The 19,509-nt window shown below is 67.1% G+C and carries 19 protein-coding genes and 3 pseudogenes; 11 read left to right on the plus strand and 11 right to left on the minus strand.

What is annotated here, in order from left to right; genetic code table 11:
* The first annotated feature begins 789 nt into the window (after positions 1–789).
* On the plus strand, positions 790–1,473 hold the full coding sequence (gene snpA, locus AC07EJ_RS33430) for a snapalysin (protein ID WP_389489546.1): 684 nt from the start codon (positions 790–792) through the stop codon (positions 1,471–1,473).
* Between the two features lie 407 nt (positions 1,474–1,880).
* On the opposite strand, the gene AC07EJ_RS33435 is transcribed toward snpA, so the two are convergent.
* The 5 genes and pseudogenes from AC07EJ_RS33435 to AC07EJ_RS33455 all read right to left on the minus strand — a co-directional run.
* Complete coding sequence (locus AC07EJ_RS33435; RefSeq protein ID WP_478885659.1) at positions 1,881–2,435, minus strand: SUKH-4 family immunity protein; 555 nt, start codon at positions 2,433–2,435, stop codon at positions 1,881–1,883.
* Between the two features lie 31 nt (positions 2,436–2,466).
* Positions 2,467–2,796, minus strand: a pseudogene (locus AC07EJ_RS33440) (NUDIX hydrolase); the annotation flags it as partial.
* Positions 2,797–2,820: 24 nt separating this feature from the next.
* Positions 2,821–3,388: pseudogene (locus AC07EJ_RS33445) on the minus strand (XRE family transcriptional regulator).
* Between the two features lie 168 nt (positions 3,389–3,556).
* Positions 3,557–3,964 carry an ester cyclase gene (locus AC07EJ_RS33450; protein ID WP_389489540.1) on the minus strand — a complete coding sequence of 136 codons (408 nt, stop codon included), beginning with the start codon at positions 3,962–3,964 and terminating at the stop codon, positions 3,557–3,559.
* A gap of 154 nt (positions 3,965–4,118) precedes the next feature.
* Positions 4,119–4,232: pseudogene (locus AC07EJ_RS33455) on the minus strand (IS630 family transposase); the annotation flags it as partial.
* A gap of 384 nt (positions 4,233–4,616) precedes the next feature.
* On the opposite strand from AC07EJ_RS33455, the gene AC07EJ_RS33460 reads away from it, so the two are divergent.
* A complete protein-coding gene (locus AC07EJ_RS33460; RefSeq protein ID WP_389483493.1) occupies positions 4,617–5,126 on the plus strand; it encodes a DinB family protein in 510 nt (169 codons plus the stop codon).
* Positions 5,127–5,156: 30 nt separating this feature from the next.
* Here AC07EJ_RS33460 and AC07EJ_RS33465 read toward each other — a convergent pair whose 3' ends face one another.
* Positions 5,157–6,278, minus strand: a complete 1,122-nt coding sequence (locus AC07EJ_RS33465; RefSeq protein ID WP_389483374.1) for an IS630 family transposase — start codon at positions 6,276–6,278, stop codon at positions 5,157–5,159.
* A gap of 276 nt (positions 6,279–6,554) precedes the next feature.
* Positions 6,555–8,063, minus strand: coding sequence for an FAD-binding oxidoreductase (locus AC07EJ_RS33470; RefSeq protein ID WP_389489538.1), 1,509 nt, complete (start codon positions 8,061–8,063; stop codon positions 6,555–6,557).
* Between the two features lie 481 nt (positions 8,064–8,544).
* On the opposite strand from AC07EJ_RS33470, the gene AC07EJ_RS33475 reads away from it, so the two are divergent.
* The 3 genes from AC07EJ_RS33475 (at position 8,545) to AC07EJ_RS33485 (ending at position 9,880) form a co-directional block, all read left to right on the plus strand.
* Complete coding sequence (locus AC07EJ_RS33475) at positions 8,545–8,889, plus strand: DUF4333 domain-containing protein (protein ID WP_478885660.1); 345 nt, start codon at positions 8,545–8,547, stop codon at positions 8,887–8,889.
* A gap of 190 nt (positions 8,890–9,079) precedes the next feature.
* A complete protein-coding gene (locus AC07EJ_RS33480) occupies positions 9,080–9,571 on the plus strand; it encodes a transposase family protein (RefSeq protein ID WP_478885661.1) in 492 nt (163 codons plus the stop codon).
* 36 nt (positions 9,572–9,607) lie between these two features.
* Complete coding sequence (locus tag AC07EJ_RS33485) at positions 9,608–9,880, plus strand: hypothetical protein (RefSeq protein ID WP_478885662.1); 273 nt, start codon at positions 9,608–9,610, stop codon at positions 9,878–9,880.
* Positions 9,881–9,965: 85 nt separating this feature from the next.
* On the opposite strand, the gene AC07EJ_RS33490 is transcribed toward AC07EJ_RS33485, so the two are convergent.
* Both AC07EJ_RS33490 and AC07EJ_RS33495 read right to left on the minus strand, forming a co-directional pair.
* Positions 9,966–11,018: an FUSC family protein gene (locus AC07EJ_RS33490; RefSeq protein ID WP_389489528.1), complete on the minus strand. Its 1,053-nt coding sequence runs from the start codon at positions 11,016–11,018 to the stop codon at positions 9,966–9,968.
* 643 nt (positions 11,019–11,661) lie between these two features.
* The gene (locus AC07EJ_RS33495; RefSeq protein ID WP_389489526.1) at positions 11,662–12,423 is read right to left on the minus strand and encodes a DeoR/GlpR family DNA-binding transcription regulator; all 762 of its coding nucleotides are present in this window, start codon (positions 12,421–12,423) and stop codon (positions 11,662–11,664) included.
* Positions 12,424–12,513: 90 nt separating this feature from the next.
* On the opposite strand from AC07EJ_RS33495, the gene AC07EJ_RS33500 reads away from it, so the two are divergent.
* From AC07EJ_RS33500 to AC07EJ_RS33515, 4 genes are all read left to right on the plus strand, one after another.
* On the plus strand, positions 12,514–13,716 hold the full coding sequence (locus AC07EJ_RS33500) for an MFS transporter (RefSeq protein ID WP_478885663.1): 1,203 nt from the start codon (positions 12,514–12,516) through the stop codon (positions 13,714–13,716).
* Between the two features lie 73 nt (positions 13,717–13,789).
* Complete coding sequence (locus AC07EJ_RS33505; protein ID WP_478885664.1) at positions 13,790–14,800, plus strand: LLM class flavin-dependent oxidoreductase; 1,011 nt, start codon at positions 13,790–13,792, stop codon at positions 14,798–14,800.
* A gap of 34 nt (positions 14,801–14,834) precedes the next feature.
* Positions 14,835–15,452 carry an HAD family hydrolase gene (locus AC07EJ_RS33510; RefSeq protein ID WP_389489519.1) on the plus strand — a complete coding sequence of 206 codons (618 nt, stop codon included), beginning with the start codon at positions 14,835–14,837 and terminating at the stop codon, positions 15,450–15,452.
* Between the two features lie 493 nt (positions 15,453–15,945).
* Complete coding sequence (locus AC07EJ_RS33515; protein WP_478885665.1) at positions 15,946–17,439, plus strand: APC family permease; 1,494 nt, start codon at positions 15,946–15,948, stop codon at positions 17,437–17,439.
* Here the strand turns inward: AC07EJ_RS33515 and AC07EJ_RS33520 are convergent.
* Positions 17,432–17,794, minus strand: a complete 363-nt coding sequence (locus AC07EJ_RS33520; RefSeq protein ID WP_478885714.1) for a transposase — start codon at positions 17,792–17,794, stop codon at positions 17,432–17,434. The two genes, AC07EJ_RS33515 and AC07EJ_RS33520, sit on opposite strands and share 8 nt — an antisense overlap.
* A complete protein-coding gene (locus tag AC07EJ_RS33525) occupies positions 17,791–18,309 on the minus strand; it encodes a helix-turn-helix domain-containing protein (protein WP_478885666.1) in 519 nt (172 codons plus the stop codon). Before AC07EJ_RS33525 ends, AC07EJ_RS33520 begins: the two co-directional genes overlap by 4 nt.
* A 32-nt stretch (positions 18,310–18,341) precedes the next feature.
* Between AC07EJ_RS33525 and AC07EJ_RS33530 the strand changes: the two genes are divergently transcribed.
* Together AC07EJ_RS33530 and AC07EJ_RS33535 are read left to right on the plus strand one after the other, a co-directional pair.
* On the plus strand, positions 18,342–18,725 hold the full coding sequence (locus tag AC07EJ_RS33530; RefSeq protein ID WP_389489517.1) for a hypothetical protein: 384 nt from the start codon (positions 18,342–18,344) through the stop codon (positions 18,723–18,725).
* Between the two features lie 46 nt (positions 18,726–18,771).
* A complete protein-coding gene (locus AC07EJ_RS33535; protein ID WP_478885667.1) occupies positions 18,772–19,506 on the plus strand; it encodes a ThuA domain-containing protein in 735 nt (244 codons plus the stop codon).
* Positions 19,507–19,509: the final 3 nt, after the last annotated feature.

Consider the following 19,509-nt stretch of genomic DNA (forward strand, 5'->3'; position numbering starts at 1 on the left):
TGCGAAAAGTCGGTGGTCATGCCCCTAATCAGCGGTCAGTCAGTGCCTCCGGGACCGGTGACACCACCCCCCGGATCATGGTTAACAAGGGGGGGAAGTCATGCCGGCCTCGGAGGCCGGAAGCTCCGTTGCGGAGCCAACGAAGACGGTAATGGGGGGGGACGACACCGCCCTCTGCCCCGTACGGCGCCGCGTCACAAGCGTGTGCCCCGAAGAGACACGCAGCGCCCACAGGCGGCCGCCAGCCACACCCGCATGTCCGGGTTACACCGACCGAACTGGCCGCACGCAGCAACAGGTCCCGAACAGGCAACGTGGAGGCGCAGCCGCCAGGCGGCGAAGCCGATGGTCACAACCCACTCGGCGCGAAGGAACAGAAGCCCAGTTCTATGACATCGGCCACAGCGCCCCGCCAACCAACCGGCACACCTAGTAGATACGGCATGGCAGGCATCTGGGCATTTGTCCATATTTGCCCTGATTTGAATCCCGTCGTGCGTCCCGGGATCCCGCCCGGCCGGCCCACACGCCCGTTGCCCCGCGGTGCAACGCTTCTGACGCCGCGACAGCTTCCCCTCCAGCCGCCATACACGGACCCGAGACCCGCACACAGCCCTGGCGAGGTCCCGGGACCTACGAGGCGACGTAGTGGCGGGACCCATTGTGCTCCCCGCCGAGCCGTTCTAAGAATGACGACCCACAGGACCTTGCCGCAGTTCGGGACCGGTGCTCACGCAGAAGTGACCACGCACCGGGCCCTCGGCGTCACCGAGCGAGTAGGAGCCCCGTATGAAGCCGTCCCGAACGTCCGCGAGGCTCCTTGCCCTCGCTCTCGGCCTGGGCCTGGCCTCCAGCGTGCTGGGCGCCGCAGTGCCGGCAAGCGCCCAGACGGCCGCCACCCCGCCCGCTGCCGCCGACACCTCCGTGGCGCAGTACGCCGGATCGGCCAAAGAGGCTGCGAACAACAAGGCATTCTTCGAGGCCGTACTCAAATCGGTCGCCGACAAACGCGCCGCCCAGCCGAACACACAGGCCGTAACCGTCTACTACAACGCCTCCCAGGCTCCAAGCTTCCGTTCACAGATATCAACAGCGGCCTCGATCTGGAACAGCTCCGAATCCAACGTCAAGCTCCAGGCAACATCCAGTGGCGCCGACTTCTCCTACCGCGAGGGCAACGACCCAGACGGGTCCTACGCCTCCACCAACGGCCACGGAAACGGCTACGTCTTCCTCGACTACACCCAGAGCCGGCAAAACGACTCCATCCGCGTCGCCACCCACGAGACCGGACACGTACTGGGCCTGCCGGACAACTACAGCGGACCGTGCAGTGAACTGATGTCAGGCGGCGGCCCCGGCCCCGCCTGCACCAACCGCTACCCGAACACCACCGAACGCTCACGCGTCGACCAGCTGTGGACCACCCGGCTCACCCAGACCCGAAACACACCCACCCCCCGAACACGATGAACCAGGCGGAGCCGGACGGGGGCTGTCGATCCGGAGCCCCGGCCCCACTGCCGCTGAGGCCCCCGGGCCTGCTGCGCGGTCACTGCGTGAACTGACTGCGCGGGTGCGCGGCGATGTACTGCATCGCCGTCCGCGCCTTGGCGTCGCTGTACTGCGCGAGGCAGCGAGCGCCGGACTTCCGTCCCTGCGCCTTCAGTCCGTGCGAGCCAGCCGAACACCCTGCCGCGGCCGCAGCACTTCTTGATCTACGACACCAGGGCCTTGCCGCCGACACACGCACAGCTCACGACAGTCGGCCGGCCAGCCTCCCGGCTGACACGGAAAGCGGTCCCTCAGGCTCAGCTCGCCAAGGCATCACGCTCCGGCCACCACCGCAGACCTGCCCCTTCCAGCCACCATGCCAGCGCTCACCAAATGCCATCGATGACCTCTTCAAATGCGAGGCGCCACTGAGAGTCCTCGGCTTCGAACGGGAGCGGATCGAATTCGCAAATCTCGGCGCGCAGCGCGTCTACGCGCTCCTCGACGTCCTCGCTGTCGGTTTCCTCGAGTTCCTGGCAGAGGGTTTCGAACTTCGTCAGGGCGTAGACGAGCGATTCAATGTCGCGGTGGATCGGGGTGTACACCAGCTGTGCTTCCCCGTCACCCAGCGCGTAGACGGTCCCGGTGTCCGGGGCGAGCGCGAGCGTGGTGTCGGCAAAGAGGCCCAGCACGAGCCAGTCGTGGCACTCCTTGGGGACAGTTCCCCAGTTGCTGTACCACTCGGCGACGTTGATGGAGTCGGTTGCGCTGAGGCTGGCCCTGGACATGAACCACTCGGTGTCAGGAAGTCCGACGCCGCTCAGGAGGAGGGCGGTTGTGTCGCTGAGACGGTTGTGCGCTGCGTCGTAGCGGGGGAAGTAGACCACACCTGACAGTCCGAACGCGGTTCGTACCTCGTCCGGTGTCACGGCAAAGTTCATGCTGAGACCTTTTGCTTCGTCGGGTCCGGAACTAACCGAGGCAGGACGCAGACCGGTCCTCGAGGAAGCGCTGCAGCCGAAGCCGTTGGGTGTGGTGCATCGGCAGCAAGTCCCGTTCGTCCGGTGCCACGAACCGGAGCACGGCCGACTCATCGGAGATCGCCGGCGCCGCGCCGGTGACCCCTGTTGTGAAGCAGACGTTGAACTGACGGCGCACCTCGCCGTCCGAGTACGCGATCACGTGCCGCGGGTCGGTGTACCTCCCGACCGGTCCCGTGATCTCGACCTCCAGGCCCGTCTCCTCCTTCACTTCCCGCACAGCGGTACCCGGCAGGGAATCGCTCATGTCCATGCCGCCGCCGCAGTACCCAGTGCGTGCCATTGCTTACTCCTCAACCGGACGGGCCGTGTCCCACACGGCATGGAAGCTGGCCGCGTAAGTGCCGAACATCCCGCCGTCCTCAGTACGCCCAAGGTGCCACACCGGGGCGCCGCAGGCGCCGACTCCCCAGAGGTGTACGTTCACGAGGAGCTGGTCGTCTGCCCTGTACAGCGAGTTGTACAACGTCGTGCTGTGGGTGCGCAGTTCAACACCCGGTGCCTTGGCCAAAGTGCGGTAGTACAGGAGGGCGAGGCGGCAGCGCGATTCGATACCGTCGCCGGAACAGATCCACGAACACGGATACCGGGAGATCGGCGCGCTGCGGGTAGAGCGCCACGACTTCGGGGCTCACGCTTGCGCGCCTTGCAAGGCTGGCGAAACGCCAGCCACAGGGCATGCACGTCCTCGCACAGAGCCTCCGCCGCTCACAGGGCGGTCACTTGGGGCGAGGGACGCGGCCCAAATTGACCCACCCCTCGACACACTTCGGATCGACCTCCACCCTCGCCGCCGGCGCCTCGTGGGCCCAGCCGCCCGCCGCCATGACCGCCCGGAGACTTTCGTTCGCCATAACGCCCCCAACCAACTCGGATACCCCTAGAGACGTTCCAGCCCTCTCAGGACGTCCCGACGGGCCCATTGCGTGAGGTTCCTGCGTCCGGGGAGCCGGCGTGACGATCGCGTCGCCGCGCAAACAAGAGATCCAGACCGCCACCCGCCTCGGGGCGTGCTGGCGGGCTCAGACGAGGCCGAGCTGCCGCATCATGCCGAGTTCGTCACTGCTGCCCCAGCGCTCCACGAGCTTGCCGTCCTCGAAGCGGCTGATCTGCATGCCGCGGAAACTCACCGACCTGCCGGTCGGCGCGTGCCCCGCGAGTTCGCCGCGGTGGGTACCCGTGACGGTGTATGCGAAGGCCAGCTCGTCCTCGGTCGCCAGCAGGTGCTCGACCTCGACATGCAGGTCGGGGAAGGCGCGCCTGAGGTCACCGAACATGGCCTGATACCCCTCGGCACCCGGGCCCTGTCCGGGAGCGGCGTCGTGGTCGATCGAGCCGGGAGCCACGACGTCCGCGATGGCAGCGAGATTCCCGCTGTTCACGGCCTCACCGAACGCCGTCTGGGCGGCGATGTTGTCCTGCTGGGACATGGCACTCCTCGGTCAGTGAAAGCATCCGCTTGGCCGGCCACTCCGCTGGAACAGCCCGCCATGGCCACCGATCCTCTGCAACCGGTCCGCAAACGCCACCCGACACGCCCAGCAACCACCCCCATACGGGCCGCCCCATACACCCGCCCGCCCCGGCCACCTCCCGGTCGCCGGCCCCCGCCTCGATCAGATCAGCGGCCGCCAACCGGACTACCTCACGCTGAACCTGCTCCCCAGCCGTCAGCCCTCCGCCATCGGGATACCTCATCCCTCCGGCATAGCGCAGCCCACGACAGCCGTCACGACCCCACTCACACCCATAAGGATCTCTAGTGCTGTGACCGCATAGGTTCGCCGGGTCTTTCCCGGAACTGGTTTGGTGGGAGTCCGCGCAGAACGGGGCTCACACGTGCTCGGCCAGGCGTTGTCGTACCCCCGGTGTAGCGTCCAGGCCCGGAGTCAGGATCATGCTTTGCGGTTGACTGGAGGTGCGGGGATGACGAGTACGACAGGCGAGCCCGTCGTGGTGACCGAGGTCTTCGACCGTTCGCGTATGCCGGAGGACAAACGCGCGGAAGTGGACAGCGGGCGCTTGGTGGCAGCCGCAGATGGCGGGCACTCGGGAGCGCCTCACCCCGCTGTGCGCCGCCCGGTGAACGCCGAGCTCGAAGCCCTCAAGGGTGCCCTGGACCACCAGCGCGAGCACGTCATCGGGATCCTCGAAGGTCTCTCGGAGGAGGATCTGCGGCGGCCGGTGCTGCCCAGCGGCTGGAGCTGCCTGGCATTGCTGCGTCACCTCACCCTGGATGTCGAACGCTTCTGGTTCCCGGGGGTGATCGCGGGTGAGTCGGATGTGGCTGGACAGCTCTCGGCGGGCGCGGAGGCGCACTGGTATGCACCCGAGGGGATGAGCGCCGAGGAGGTCTTCGCCGATTACCGGGCGGCCATCGTGCGCGCGGACGCCGTGCTCGCTGTCGCCGAGCTCGAACGGAAGCCCGCCGCCTGGCCTGTGGAGATCTGGCCGACCTGGCGGCTGCCTGATGTGCGGCACATCCTGATCCATGTGCTTACCGAAGTCGCCTGCCACAGCGGTCACTTGGACGCGGTGCGTGAACTGATCGACGGCACCACCTGGCTCGGCGGCAACCCCTACGCCGGCTAGTTCTGTGACCCGATTGGGTCGCCGGGTTTTTCAGGCCGCGATGAGGAGAGGGCGTCCGCCCCAGCGGATGCCCCTTTCGCTGCGGATGCGGGCGCGTTCGCGGCGTTCGGCGGCCAGGACGTCGCGGTGGCGGGCGTTGGCGTTGCGCCAGCGCAGGTAGGCATGCAGGGCCCGGGTCTGGACCGGGTGGTTGGGGTGGTTGGAGTTGGCGATGGTGAACTGCCGCAGCGGGCCGAAGTGGGCCTCGATCGGGTTCGCCCAGGACGCGTACGTCGGGGTGAAGCACAGCTCGACCCGGTGCTTCTTGGCCCAGATGCGGATCTTGGCGCCCTTGTGCGCGGACAGGTTGTCCATGATCACGTAGATCGGGGCGCCGTCAGGGTGGGCCGCGCGGACCGATTTGAGGGCGGCCAGGCTGTTCGCGGCGCCTTTCCTGCAACGGTTGACGCCCCAGAGCTTGTCGTCGCCGACCGAGTAGCAGCCATGGAAGTATCGGACGCCGTGGGTGCGGTGGTAGGTCGCGGGGTGCCGCTCGGGGTGGCCGGAGGCGGCCCAGCCAGAGCCGCCGGTGGGCCGGATCCCGAGCGGCCCGAACTCGTCGAAGGCGAAGACCCGGTCGGGGAACTGGTCCAGGACGTGCTCGATGCGGTCGAGCTTGGCGTCGCGCTCGGGGTCAGGGGACTCCTTCCAGGTCTTGGTGCGCTGGAAGGTGACGCCGCGGCGGGCGAGCAGGCACCGTAATGCCTCGCGGCCGATGCGGATCACGCGGCCGTGGACGCGGTGCAGGAAGGTGACGAGCTTGCGGATCGACCAGCGGGTGAAGGGCTGGCCGAGCTTGGTCGGGCGGGTGGTGGCCGTCCTGACGACGAAGTCCTCGTCGTCACGGCTGAGCTGGCGGGGACGGCCTCCCGCCCAGCGAGGGTCCAGGCAGGCCAGACCGATCTCGTTGAAGCGGTGGATCACGTCGCGGACGGTGTCCTCGTCGGCCGCCACGAGCTGGGCGATGACCGGGACGCGGTTCCCGCCGGCCGACGCCAGAAGCATCATCGCGCGCCGGTAGCGCACCGAACTGGTGCTGCCCCGGCGCACGATCTGCTGCAGCTTCTGCCCTTCCTGGTCGCTCAGTCTGCGCACACGGACAGGTTCGGCCACCGCACCTCCACCGGTCGGATCCGATACCACCGCACATCCAACCGCTCCGACCCGCCAACCCGGCGAACCTATGCGGTCAAAGCACTAGCAGCCGGTGGGCTCCTCCGATCAGTCCCCAAATGGCGTGCCGAGATCGGAAAATTGTCCGGAAAGGGGCGCTCCAACCGCGAATTATCGAACCGCAGCAAAGTCAGGCTCTCTTGAGCGAAAGGCCTGAGACGGGTAGGCGCAGCGGAGCCCCCTCACTGGTCGGGAGGGGGCTCCATCAACGCTCGGTCAGCGGGACGCAGGCGGGATGCTCTGGTCGTACTGGAAGACGTTGTGCGGGTCGTACTTCGCCTTGATCTCGCGCAGGCGGTCGAAGTTGTCCCTCCAGTAGGCGGTTTCCCAGTCCTGCATGCCGACGTTCGGCACGTTGACGTAGGCACCGTCCACGTAGGGGCGCAAGGCCTGGCTGAACTCGGCGATCCAGGCTTGAGCCTGCGGGGTGAGCGGGTCGCAGATGCCCGGCTGGTCGGAACGGGTGCCCCAGCCGGCACCGGGCTCGGAGTAGAACAGTGCGTCGCGATGCGGGAACGCCGTGCCGCCGCGGGGAGTCCTTCTGACCGCCCCACCGAACGCCTGAGTGAAGAAGTTGCTGTCGTCCGTGGGCGCGTCCCGCATGAACGAGGAGATCACGTCAATCGCTTTGCCCGGGAACGGCTTCCTGGTGAACTGCGAGTAGAACTTCCAGTTCGCGGGTTCGTTCGCGGTAGGAATCTGGAATCCCGAATACACCTCGCCCCAGTTGCCAACCTGCACCGACACCTGGGGGCTACCGACCGACAGGATCGGGGCCAGTAGCTTCTTGGCCTCCGCAGGTGTCCCCTCCGCGAGGACCGCGAACAACAAGGTCTGATTGCGGTGGATTTCGACCTGCGTGCCAAGGCGGTCATCGGCGTGCAGCGCGGTGCGCTGCCAGGCATTGAAGACCCTACGCAGGTCATCGATGCCATCCCACGTGGCCTGCACATACGTAACGCTCTTCAGCGGAGCCACTTTGTAGGTGAGTGAGGTGACGATCCCGAAGTTGCCGTTGCCCGCACCGCGCAGCGCCCACAACAGGTCCGAGTTATGGGTCAGATCTGCCTTGATCACCTTTGCGCACTCGCCACCTTCGGCCACGACGACCTCGGCGCCGATCAGGCTGTCGCACGCCATCCCCAGCCAGCGCGTCAGGAAGCCGAAGCCGCCACCGAGCGTCGCGCCGGCCAGGCCCACCGTGCCTTCGGTGCCTGTCGTCACCGCGAAGTTCCGTTTCGCGAGCGTGGTCACCGCTTCCAGCTGGTTGAGTCCGGCGCCTACCGTGGCGACACGAGCAGCGCTGTCGAGATGGACCGACTTCAGTTCGCTGATATCGATCACGAGGCCGCTGTCGACGTTCGACCAGCCCTCTAGGCTGTGGCGGCCGCTCCGGATCCGCAGCGCGACATCATTCTGCCGCGCCCAGGTCAGGGCGTTGACCACGTCCTGGGTGTTCTGAGCGAAGACGATGACCAGCGGATAGTGAGAGAAGAGCTGGTCCCAGCCGAGGCGCGCATCCGTGTACCCAGGGTCGTGGGGACGGACGATGCGGCCGGTCAGCTTCGCCGGCGAACACTGCGCCCCGTACGCCTCGTTTACGGAAGTCTCCGTCACGACACTCGCGCTGGGGGTCGCGGCTGCCGCGACGCCCGGCACGACGACTGCGCCGGCGCCGGCGACCGCAGAAGTCTTCAGCAGTCGGCGACGGGAAAAGTCGTTCATGGTCCGTGTCCTCTCGACCACCCGCGGGTGCGAAGCGGTCAATTATGGATTATTTAGGCGAAGTGGACGGTAGCAAGGGTGATCGCAGGGGTCTCTTTCGACACGCTCGGCACCACCGCCAAGGTGCCTGACACCGCAGCACCCAGCGTCGTGCATCGACTTCGCCGACGCTCCAGCAAGAGTTGTCCGTGGAAGGGCACTCAACGATGACCAACGTCGACAACTGCCGACAGCTCAGCGGCAGGGGCGAGCAGGACCTGGGCGCGGACATCACCCCGCAGGCGCAGGGGGCGACGTTCCGCTCCCGACCGCCAACGTGCGCAGGAGCGGATCATCCCCGCGGGTGCGGGGGCGACAGATCGCTGAGTGCGGATGGCTCCGCGGTCGATGAGGCCCTGACTGTGACCGGGTTGTCCGGGCCGGCGAGCCCCGCCCGAGCGAGGGTTGTCGAGGCACGGACAAGGCCGATAGGACTGTGCGCGTGACAGATCAACGAAGTTTCTCCCGCACGCTCATTGCGACCGCCCTGGCCGTGCTCGCCTGCTGCGGCCTGGCAGTGACGATCAAGGTGTTGGCCGGCAGCCCCATCGCAGTACAGTCGCCGAGAGTCCTGGACCAAGGCGCGTTGGAACGACACGTGATCAACGCCGTCGAGTACGGCGCGCGCAAGACTCCTACCAAAGACGACGTAACCTGCCCTGCGTCGGTCGCCGTTGAGGCTGGGCGCAAGTTCGAATGCGATGTTCGCGTCGATGGCACCTCGAAGATCGTGGAAGTCGAAATCAAGGACGACCAGGGGGACCTGACGGCCACAACACCGGAGTGAGAACACCTGCAAGGGAGCCGCTGGCCTCCGGGCTCGACATGACTGTCCCTCTGTCGATCTAACCAGGGGGTGGTGTTCACCGGGCCCGGAAGGTGATGGGGATCTTTGAAACGGGTTCTGACCGCAGTTCCGTGAATACCCAGGTCAGAGGCGGCAATGCAGGAACGTTCCTCTGCGGGACATCCTGCGTATGGGGGTCGAATCGCTCGCTGATGTTCTGTTCTCCGGTTTCGATGTGCGGTTGACGCGCGTCACCGAGGCTGCCGAGGGGCCGGTCGTCGATGCGGTCGCATGCGGCCCACCACCACATTGTCCGGGGTGTAACTCGCTGGCATCGAGGGTGCATTCGTCGTACGAGCGGGGCCTGGCCGGGCTGCCGGTGAACGGGCAGAGCCTGACCGTACGGTTACGGGTCCGGCGGTTCTTCTGCGACCGGGGCCGGTGTCCGCAGCGGACGTTCGTCGAGCAGGTTGCCAAGCTCAGTGAGCGGTACGGCCGCTCCAGTCTCGGGCTGAAGCAGTGGCAGCATGCGGTTGCGGTCGAGCTGGGTGGTCGTCCCGGTCAACGGTTGTGTCGGCGGCTGCGGTTGAAGGCGGGGCGGACGCGACTGCTGGGCCTGCTCACGGAGCCGGCCGTGCCCGAGCAGGCGCCGCGCGTGCTCGGGCCCGGAGCGCACCCTTGAAGGCCTGGGAGCTCTTATAAGCCCACGGACACATCGGTGAGCGGCGCCCTCCCCGGCGCGACCCTGGAACCCCGCCACCGGCCCAAGGCGATCATCCGCACCACCTCCGGCAAGAACCCGGGCATCCCGGTGCCCGACCTGTTCCACAGCGTGGACGACCTCGGCAGCGAAGGCCGGAGTCCAGGCGTTCACGGTGCCGGACCAGCCGGTGCGGCCATCCTGTTGATCGTGCATCCACCGGCACGTGTCGACAGCCAGGCCCGCCTTTCGGCGAGCGTCACCTTCCTTCCGAGCCTGGCCATCTTCTGATCGCGGTAGGCGGCCGCGCCGCGCCCAGCCTCTGGTCCGCCGCCCGGCCTTGGACCCCCGGCGCCTTCGCGCCGCGCCCTCGGAGTCAGAGGCTGTCGGCGTGGTCCAGATCGGCCAGGAGGCGCTCCACGTCGGTCATGAGGGATCCGTAGACATGCCAGGCACCCGGCTTGACCAACGCGCCCCGGCCGATGAGGTCGGTCATGGTCTCGTGCCACGCCCGGGCACCGTCGATCGCTTCGCGCAGTCCCTCGCGGGCTTCCGCCGGGCGGGCTGCACTCTCGGCCTCGGCCTCGACGAACGCCTCGACCGCCTGCCCTGCCAACTTGAGCATCTCGGCGTACCGATCGAGGAACTGCTGTCCCAGGTGGTGGTCGGCGTGGTCGTCGTCCACGTTGTCGGCCAGCGTTCGCGCGATTCCGCGCACCTGGAGCGATACGCCATGCAAAGTACTGAGCACGTCACCGTAAGTCACAGGGCGGTGCCGCGGACGCACCACCCAGCAGGTATTCCAGCGCAGACTCTCCTGCCCCTGCTGCACATGCTCGCGCGCATCCGCGACCCGCCGCCCCAGGCCTCTGCCGTCCTGCACCCAGCCATGCGCGCGGGCGGCATGCTGCCGCTCCCCCAGCCCGTGGCCCATATCGCGCAGCAATGCCCCCATGACCCGGGCAAGGTCTCGAACCGCGTCATCGGATTCCTCCAGATGCATCGGCGGCAGCACCAGCGCGTTCACCGCAACACCCACCACCGCGCCACTCAGCGCCGCAAGCGCCGTGAAGACGACGTTCCCGACCGGTGCGGCGGCCGCAGTGGTGAGCGTGAGAACCGCCGTCGATGCGACCTGGAGCCGCTCGTCGGAGGCTCGACGCCCGGCCGCGACCAGGGCGATCCCCACGATGCCCGCGATGCTTCCGGCGGTGGATCCCAGCAACCACACGGTGCCAAGAGCCAACAACACTCCCATCGCCCGGATGGCAACGCTCCGGACGGCCTGCGTCACAGAGCGGTACACCGTCGCGGCATTGACCATGAGCAGCGCGGTGGCCACAGCCACATACGACGACTCTCCCGGGATCCAGAGAGTGGCGGCCTCCCAGGCAAGCAGCGCCGCGATCAGATTCTTGCTGCCGTGCACCAGGACATGCCGCCCCCAGCCCCGACGGGTCGCCTCAACGAGCCGCGTCAGCAGCGGCCACGGGCCCGACGATGACGGCGCCCGGCCCTGCCGCCGAGCAATGGTTGAAATTTGCACAATCAACAGAGTCGCATATTTTGCCCGGTTTGAGTGAGTGGTGTCCCCCACAGCCACCCCTGAGCCAGGCAGCCGGGCGACCACGTCGCCCTCATCACGCCGAAGCGGCTACCTCAGCCCAAAAGTCCCTCTGCCGTCCACCTGTGCGGCGCGGTCGGTGCAACGGCAGGTTCAGGGCCGACCTACGGAAAGAGGGGCTGATGACGGACCACCAACAGCAGCGCAGGCGAGGCCAGTACCTCCAGCGAGGCAAGGACGCGCAGGAGCTCGGGGACCGCAAGATTGCTCCTCCCGACGGGCCGATGCCGGGGTTGGAGCTTCGATGTGCTGGAGCACGACGACGGCTGGGACGGGCACGTGGAGCTCGCACCCGGCCGGCGGGCGACATCGACAAGGCCGCGACCGCCGTCGAGGAAGCGCGGGACCTGCTCCCCGGATCGGTGGTGGTCGACTCGGCTGCAACGGCGCGGACCTCTCGGTCTATCGGCGGCCCGTGCCGGCGCGGTGCGTCCGAGCAGCGGAGTGTTCAGGCGGTTTTAACGATGGTGCCGGCGCTTTCTAGTGCAGTCACCTCGTTGACGGGTGCAGTGGGGTCGGTGACGAGGGTGTGCAGGAGGGTGGCGGGGCCGACGTAGGCGTAGGCGGTGTGGCCGAGCTTGCTGCCGTCGGCCGCGACGACGGTGCGGCGCGAGGAGGCGATCGCGGCCTTCTTCACGGCCGCGTCGTCGAGGTCGTAGGCGGTCAGGCCCTCGGCCGCGCTCAGGCCGCAGCAACCGATGATCGCGGTGTCGAAGCGCAGGGCAGCCAGGGAGGCGAGAGCGAGAGGGCCGGTCAGAGCCCCTTCGGCGCTGCGGGGGCGCCCGCCGGGGACCATCAACGCGGCCGTTCCCGGCGGGTCGCTGAGCGCGTGGATCGCCTGCAGCGACAGCGGCATCACGGTGACGGGCCGCTCGCGCAGCAGGCGGGCGACCTCCAGACATGTGGTGCCGCTGTCCAGCAGGACGCTCTCGCCGTCGGCGATGAGTGCGGAGATCTCGGCGGCGATACGGCGCTTGGCGTCGACCGCCTCGTGGGCCCGCAGCGCGAAGGGCGGCTCCTCTCCGCGCAGCAGCAGGGAGCGCGCCCCGCCTCGTACACGTACGAGGACGCCTTGCGCGGCCAGGGTGTCGAGGTCGCGCCGGATGGTCATCTCGGAGGTCCCGGTCAGCTCCGCGAGCTGCTGGACGGTGGCGCTGCCTTTGTCCCTCACGGCCTGGGCGATCAGTCCGTGCCGGTCTGCGTTGCTCATGCCGAGATTGAACACCACCTTGAAACGAACATGCAAGTTGTTCAGTAGCTGGCTTTTCAAACATTTATGATGTTCGATACGGTGGTTGGCATGGAACATTCGCTGCGAGCCGCCCGAGTGGCGACCTTTGTCTATTTCGTCCTGTGCGGCACCTTGATGGGCACCTGGGTGGTGCACATTCCCGCCATCGAGGACCGCGTGGGCATCAGCCACGCCACGCTCGGCGGCCTGCTGGTACTGCTGGGGCTTGGGGCCTTCACCGGCATGCAGGTGGCCGGGCGACTTACCGACCGCCTCGGCGCGCGCGTCGTGGTGCCCGCCGGTGGCGTCCTGTGCGGCGCCGCATTGGTGCTGCCCGGTCTTGCCCGGGATCCGTGGACGCTGGCGGGGGCCCTGCTGATCTTCGGCTTCTGCAACGGCTGCCTGGACGTCAGCATGAACGCCCACGCCGTACACGTGGAGAAGGCGTACGGCCGGCCCGTCATGTCCGGGTTCCATGCCACGTTCTCCGTCGGCGGTGTCCTCGCCGCGCTCGCCGGAGCGGGCGCCGCGAGCGCCGGGCTGAGCCCGGCCGCGGGCACGGCCGCCATAGGAGCCATCGGCATCGTGATCGCTCTCGCATCGGCGCGTGCCCTGCTGTCGGCCACACCCACCGCCCCCGGCACCGACGTGATCGAGGAGAGCGGGGCCCCGCCGGCCGCCAAGGGCCGCAGCGCGCGCGGGCGCATCCGGCTCCTCGCCGCCCTGGCTTTGATGATCATGCTGTGCGAGGGGGCCGCCAACGACTGGAGCGCCCTGCATCTCAAGGACGTCCTCGGTGCCCCCGCGAGCCTCGCCGCCTTCGCCTACGGCACCTTCGCGGCGACGATGACCCTCGGGCGGCTGCTGGCCGACCGGATCGTCTCCCGGTTCGGGCCCATGGCGATCCTCCGCTACGGAGCGGCGACGGCCGCCGTCGGCATCACGATCGTCGCGTTCTCCCCGTGGATGTGGGCCGCCTTCTTGGGCTGGGCACTGTTCGGCCTCGGCCTGTCCGGCTGCGTCCCCCAGCTGTTCAGCGCCGCCGGGCATGCGGACCCCGCGGCCGCCGGCGCGAATGTCTCCCGCGTTGCCGGGCTCGGCTACGTCGGCATGCTCGCCGGCCCCGCCGTCATCGGCTGGCTGACCCATCTGGTCACCCTGAACCACGCCTTCGCCCTGCTGACCTTGCTCTGCCTGACCGCCTCTGTGGCCGCCGGCGTCCTGCGCACCAGGTCCAACCGCACACGTGAGCCGGCGTCGAGCAGCCACTGACCGCCTGTGCGGCACGGCCCCTGACCTCGCGCCGCGCAGGCTCCCCTCACCCCCGACCCGCCAGGAGCCTTCGATGTCCGAGATATCCGAGATGACCCAGGTGAATGCCGCCCCCGCCCGGGGCCGTGTCGGTGTCATGCTGCCCCGCGACCTTCCCGCTCGTGACGTGCTGCCCTACGCGCGGCGGGCCGAAAAGCTGGGGTTCGATCAGATCTGGGTGGTGGAGGACCTCGGCTGGCGCGGCGGTGTCGCCCAGGCCGCCTCCGTCCTGGCGAGCACCACCGGCGTCACCGTGGGGATCGGCATCCTGCCCGCGGGCGCCCGCAACGTGTGCTTCGCCGCGATGGAACTGGCCACCCTCGCCCAGCTCCACCCCGGCCGCCTCCTCGCCGGCATCGGCCACGGCATGCCCGACTGGATGCGCCAGGCCGGATCCTGGCCCGCCAGCCCGCTGACGCTGATCAAGGAGTACGCGACAGCGCTGCGCCTACTCCTGCGCGGTGAGCCCGGCCCGGCCGGCGGCCGCTACGTACGCTGCGATGGCGTCGTCCTCACGGAAGTCCCCGATGTCGTGCCGCCGGTCGTCCTGGGCGTGCGCGGCCCCAAGTCGCAGGCCGCCGCGGGCGAAGTGGCCGACGGGCTGCTACTGGCTGAACCCGCCGCCCCCGCGTACATTGCCGCCTCCCTCAAGCACCTGAGCCCCGTCACCACATCGGGGCAGCCGGAGATGGTCACCTACGACGCCGCCGCCGTGGACGAGGACGAAGAAGCCGCCCTCGCGCGCGTGCGCACCGCACTGGACCCGGTCGGCGAGAAGGACTGGGCCGCGCACATCGACCCCTTGCCCTTCGCCGCCGCGCTGCGGGCCCACCGCGCCGCCTCCCCGAACGCCCGGCATTTCGCCGCGACCATGCCGGCGGCCTGGGTCCGCGAACTGAGCATCTCCGGTACCCCTGACCAGGCACGCGACGCAATCGACGCCCGCCACGCGGCCGGTGCGACCAGCGTCGTCCTCGCCCCCGCCGGCCCCGACGCCCTGGCCGCCCTCGACTCGCTCGCCCGTGCCCTGCCGCCCCGCCCCTGAACCGGAAACCCGGGATCCGGAGGAGACCACCACCATGACCACCGACCGCCGCATCGTGCTCTTCGACCTCTTCGGAGTCATCGCCCGCCACCAAGCTCCGGGCGCGCTGGAGAAGATGGCCGCCCGCTGCCATGTGCCCGTCGACGCCTTCACCACGGCCTACTGGACGTACCGCCCGCCCTACGACGCCGGACAGCAGTCCGCCTCCGCGTACTGGACGGACGTCCTGCGGGGGCTGTCCCGGTCCGTCGACGCCGACACGATCGAGGAGTTGCGGCTCACCGACATCGACAGCTGGTCCCGCGTCGACGCCCGCATGGTCACCTACGTGCAGTCCCTGCGGCACCGTTCCGAGGTCGCCCTGCTGTCCAACATCCCCGCCGACCACGCCGACGCCTTCCTCGCCGCACAGCCCTGGCTGCACCACCTCGACCACATCGCCTTCTCCGGAAAGATCAAAGCGGCCAAGCCCGACCCGGCGGCCTTCCAGCACTGCGTCGTCGCCCTGCGGGCCGCGCCCGCCGACTTCCTTTTCGTCGACGACCGGGAGGAGAACGTCCGCGCGGCGCAGGCGATCGGCATGAACGGGCACATCTTCACCGGACAGGACGGACTGGCAACCGTCGTCGACACCTGGCTGCCGACCCGATAACCAGCGCGAGGGTGGTGCCTTTCCATGGCGAGTCGATGCGGCGGGCGCGGCAGCGGACATGCTGCTGCTCCGACTCATCTCGTACATCCTTGGCGGCCTCTTCGTCGTGAAACCGCCGTCTATATGCCCGCAGAGACTCGATGTGCTGGAGGGCCTCCCGCGCGCGGCTTCCCGGACTGTGCAGCGTTCTGCCCATCGCTGCACGGTGTGTGTCTTTCGATCACTGGCTGGGATCGCCCATTCTGCCGTTAACGCAGATTCGAGGTGACTTCACATGCCCAGAGTGCCGGCATCGCCCTGCGGCCGTCGGCGTGGCACAAATTGACCGACCCGACTCCAATGGAGTCCGGTGACCATACCCGGTTCGCCGATCAACCTCCCCTGCGGCGAACCGGGTTCTGAAGTCCAGCATTAGTAGGGCCCCAATCCTGCTCCCACAGCCAGGCGCGACTCCTCGAGAGAATCGCGCGGGGCGTGGCCCAGAAAGGACGTCATGAGCGCCGAAAGCATAGAAGCCCGCCCCCGAGACGAAGTTCCTGCTGGAAAAGAGGCTGTGCTGCCGGAAGGCAGAGGCGGCTTGCGCGGCACGATGGGAACGCTGCAGCTGGCACTGACAGTGCTTGCCATGTCAGCCCCCATCGGAAATGTCACCGGAGTGCTACCTCTCGGAATCACCAGGGGTAATGGAATCGGCACTCCGATGATCTACGCTTTCGTCGGTCTTATCTTTCTGTTGTTCGCCGTGGGATTCACCACGATGACCCGCAACCTGTCGAAGCCCGGCGCTTTCTACACCTACATCACCGCAGGACTCTCGAAGACTGTGGGCCTCGGGTCAGGATTCTTGGCCGCCTTCACCTATCTGGTGTACATGGTGGGAACCTATGCGTTCTTCGGCGTCTCGGTCGAGAACGTACTCAAGGCCTTCGACCTCCCCACCGCTCCATGGTGGATCTGGGGCGCAATATGCTGCGGCATCATCACCACGCTGGGGCATTTCAATGTGGAACTGTCGGGTAAAGTCCTCGCAGTTTTCATGGTCATGGAAGTCGTGCTGGTCATGATGTTCAACGTGCCCGTACTCTTCAGCGGCGGGCCGCACGGCTATCAAGTCCAGTCATTCGAACCGGCCCACGTCTTCGAGGGAGATCTTGGAGTCGCCACGCTGTTCGCCATCTCGTGTTTTATGGGGTTCGAGTCCTCGGCCATATACCGGGACGAAGTCAAGCAGCCCGAACGGACGATTCCTCGAGCGACCTACCTTGCGATTGGCGGACTCGCCGGCTTCTACATCCTCACGTCCTGGGCGCTCGTGACGTTCTGGAGCCCGGACCGTGTCGCGGCGGCCGGTGCGGACAACCCAACGTCCCTGTTCAATGGCGGCTTCCGCTACTACATGGGCGACACCGTGGCACAGGCCATGACCGCCCTGGTTGTCACCAGCGTCTTCGCCGGCGCACTCTCCACCCACAACTCTCTTTCGCGCTACCTCTACTCCCTGGGACGCGATCGCATTCTTCCGGAATTCCTTGGACGCGCACATGGCCGACATGGATCCCCGGCTAGTGCGTCAGCCATATCTACTACGCTGACCGTTATCTGCACTCTGCCCTTCCTTCTTGGGGGCATCGATGCAGTCAAGATGTACTCGTCTATGTTCGCCCTCGGGACGTTCGCGCTCCTGATGCTGTTCACGCTCACTACGATTTCGGTAGTTCGGTATTTCCGCGTCGTCGAGCATCGCGAGCGCGCATGGAATACCTTGTTCGCGCCGATCCTGGCGCTTGCGGGCCTTCTGCTGCTTCTCACGTTGACTTCGGTCTACTACTCAATGTCGATCGAGGCGTCGGAGTGGCTCGCTTATGGCCAGCAGTTGCTCCTCGTTGCCATTGTCATCGTCGGTGCTCTCGTCGGACTGAGGTGGCGGAAGACCCGTCCCGACGTCTACCTGAGCATCGGACGCAGCGAAGCAGATACGCCTAGCTAAGGCCTGTCCCGTAACGATCTTGGAGTCGGGATAGGCAAGAGCAGCTGCTGTGCGGCCCGTTCGTCTGTCCGGCGAGAACGACGTTGCGCAGGCGGACAATGCCGAGCATGGCGTGGTGAACGCCGTCGCCTTTGAGTCGGCAGTCGCGCAGGATCTTCCAGCCCTTCATGCGGGCGAAGGTGTGCTCAACGCGGGCCCTGACCTGCTTGTGCGACCGGTCGTGTTCCTCTTCCCATGCAGGAGTTCTTCGCCCTTGCGGCGACGGTGCAGGATGACCAGTCCGGTGTCTTGGTAGCCGCCGTCGGCGATGGTCATGGTGTTGCCGACGGCGGCCCTGGTGCCGGATTCCTCTCAGCCGCGGGAGTCGTGACGGTTGCCCGGTAGTGGCCGGCCGACCACAACGACCAGGCGAGTGTCGGCGTCGATGACCACCTGGTGGGCGGTGGAGTAGCGGTAGTTTTTCGACTGCTCGGCCACCGTGTGGTCGCGGGTGGGCACCAGGGGGCCGTCCACGATCAGCACGGTGTCCTTGCGGAACCGCTTACGTGGCTGCAGCGCGAGCTGTGGCCCGAGGTGGTCGATGATCCGGTCCGCCGCCGACTTCGAGATACCGAAGAGCGGAGCGATCTGGCGCATCGTCAAGTTCGTGCGCCAGTAGGCCGCAACCAACAGAATGCGGTCCTCGAGCGTGAGTCCCCAGGGCCGTCCACACTGGATCTCGACGGACATCTCGCTCCGCACGGTGGTCACCAACTTGCCGAAACAGCGAGGGCTCAGCCCGGTGAACGGGCTTATCCGAGACGGCTCCGACGCCGTGATCACACCAGCCCCACCGAGATCATCCCAGTTGCCGACGATGCCCCATGTCATCGATCCTGCGTGCCCGTAAACAGGGAGGGCGCATGGGGCTGGTTCTTTTCCCGGGCGACGGAGACAACAGCAGTCCGGATGTCTCCTGGTCCTACAGCGGCTTTGCCGCGTTCCGGCGGCGTCTGGCTGAGACCGAGGGGTTCGCCCTCTCCGAGATGTGGGGCTTCGGAGGCGAGCGCCCGTGGAGAGACGTGTCCACCGCTTTGGAGCCACTCCTCGATCATCCAGATGACAGCGGTGACGATCTCTCGCCCACCGAGTGCGCGTCGATTCTGCTCCGTCTGGAGGCGATCACCGACCAGTGGGCACGGGAGGGCGGCGATGAGCTCCTCCAACAACACATCGAGGACGCCCGTCAGCTGGCGGACGTCCTGCGGCTCTGCATCGAGAAGGACGTCCCGCTGGTCTTCCTCTGACGCGCACCAAGCCCGGAACCCACTTACGGGACAACTCTTGGAAGGCGTGCGGAACCTCAAGAACTCGAACCAGCGTCACGCTTATGCTCACCGCCACGATCACGAACAGGAAGAATCAATGACTCGTGCCCTCTATCTCTACGGAGGATGGCCGGGGCACAGCCCCTACGGTGTCGCGGAATGGATGCGAACTCTGCTCGACGGACTCGGGTTTGAGGTCGAAGAATCGAACGACATCTTTGTCCTCGATCAGGACCTCACTGGATACGACGTCATCCTCAACAACTGGAACAACGCTCTCCTCAGCGAGACCCTGACCGCTTCACAGGAGTCGGCTCTGCTCGGTGCCGTCGAAGCCGGCACCGGTTTCGTCTCCTGGCACGGCGGGGGAGCCGCATTCCGAGGCAGCGTGATGTACCACATGATGCTCGGTGCCGACGTCTTCTATCACCCGGCTGGAGAAGGTGTACGCCACCCGTACCCCCTCCACGTGCTGGACGGGAGCCACCCGGTCACCGATGGGATTGAAGACTTCGAGGCGGCGAGCGAGCAGTACTACATGAACGTCGATCCGCGAAATCATGTGCTCCTGGAGACCGTGTTCGACGGTCAACATATGCCCTGGCTTGCTGGACAGCGCATGCCGCAGGCCTGGACGAAGGAGTGGGGCGCAGGCCGCGTCTTCTACAGCGCGTTGGGCCACTATCTTGAGGACTTGACCGCGGAGCCTGTGGAGCGTCTGATGCGGCAGGGGATTGTCTGGGCCAGCAGGAAGCACTGACCG

Source organism: Streptomyces sp. NPDC045026 (genome assembly GCF_056432625.1).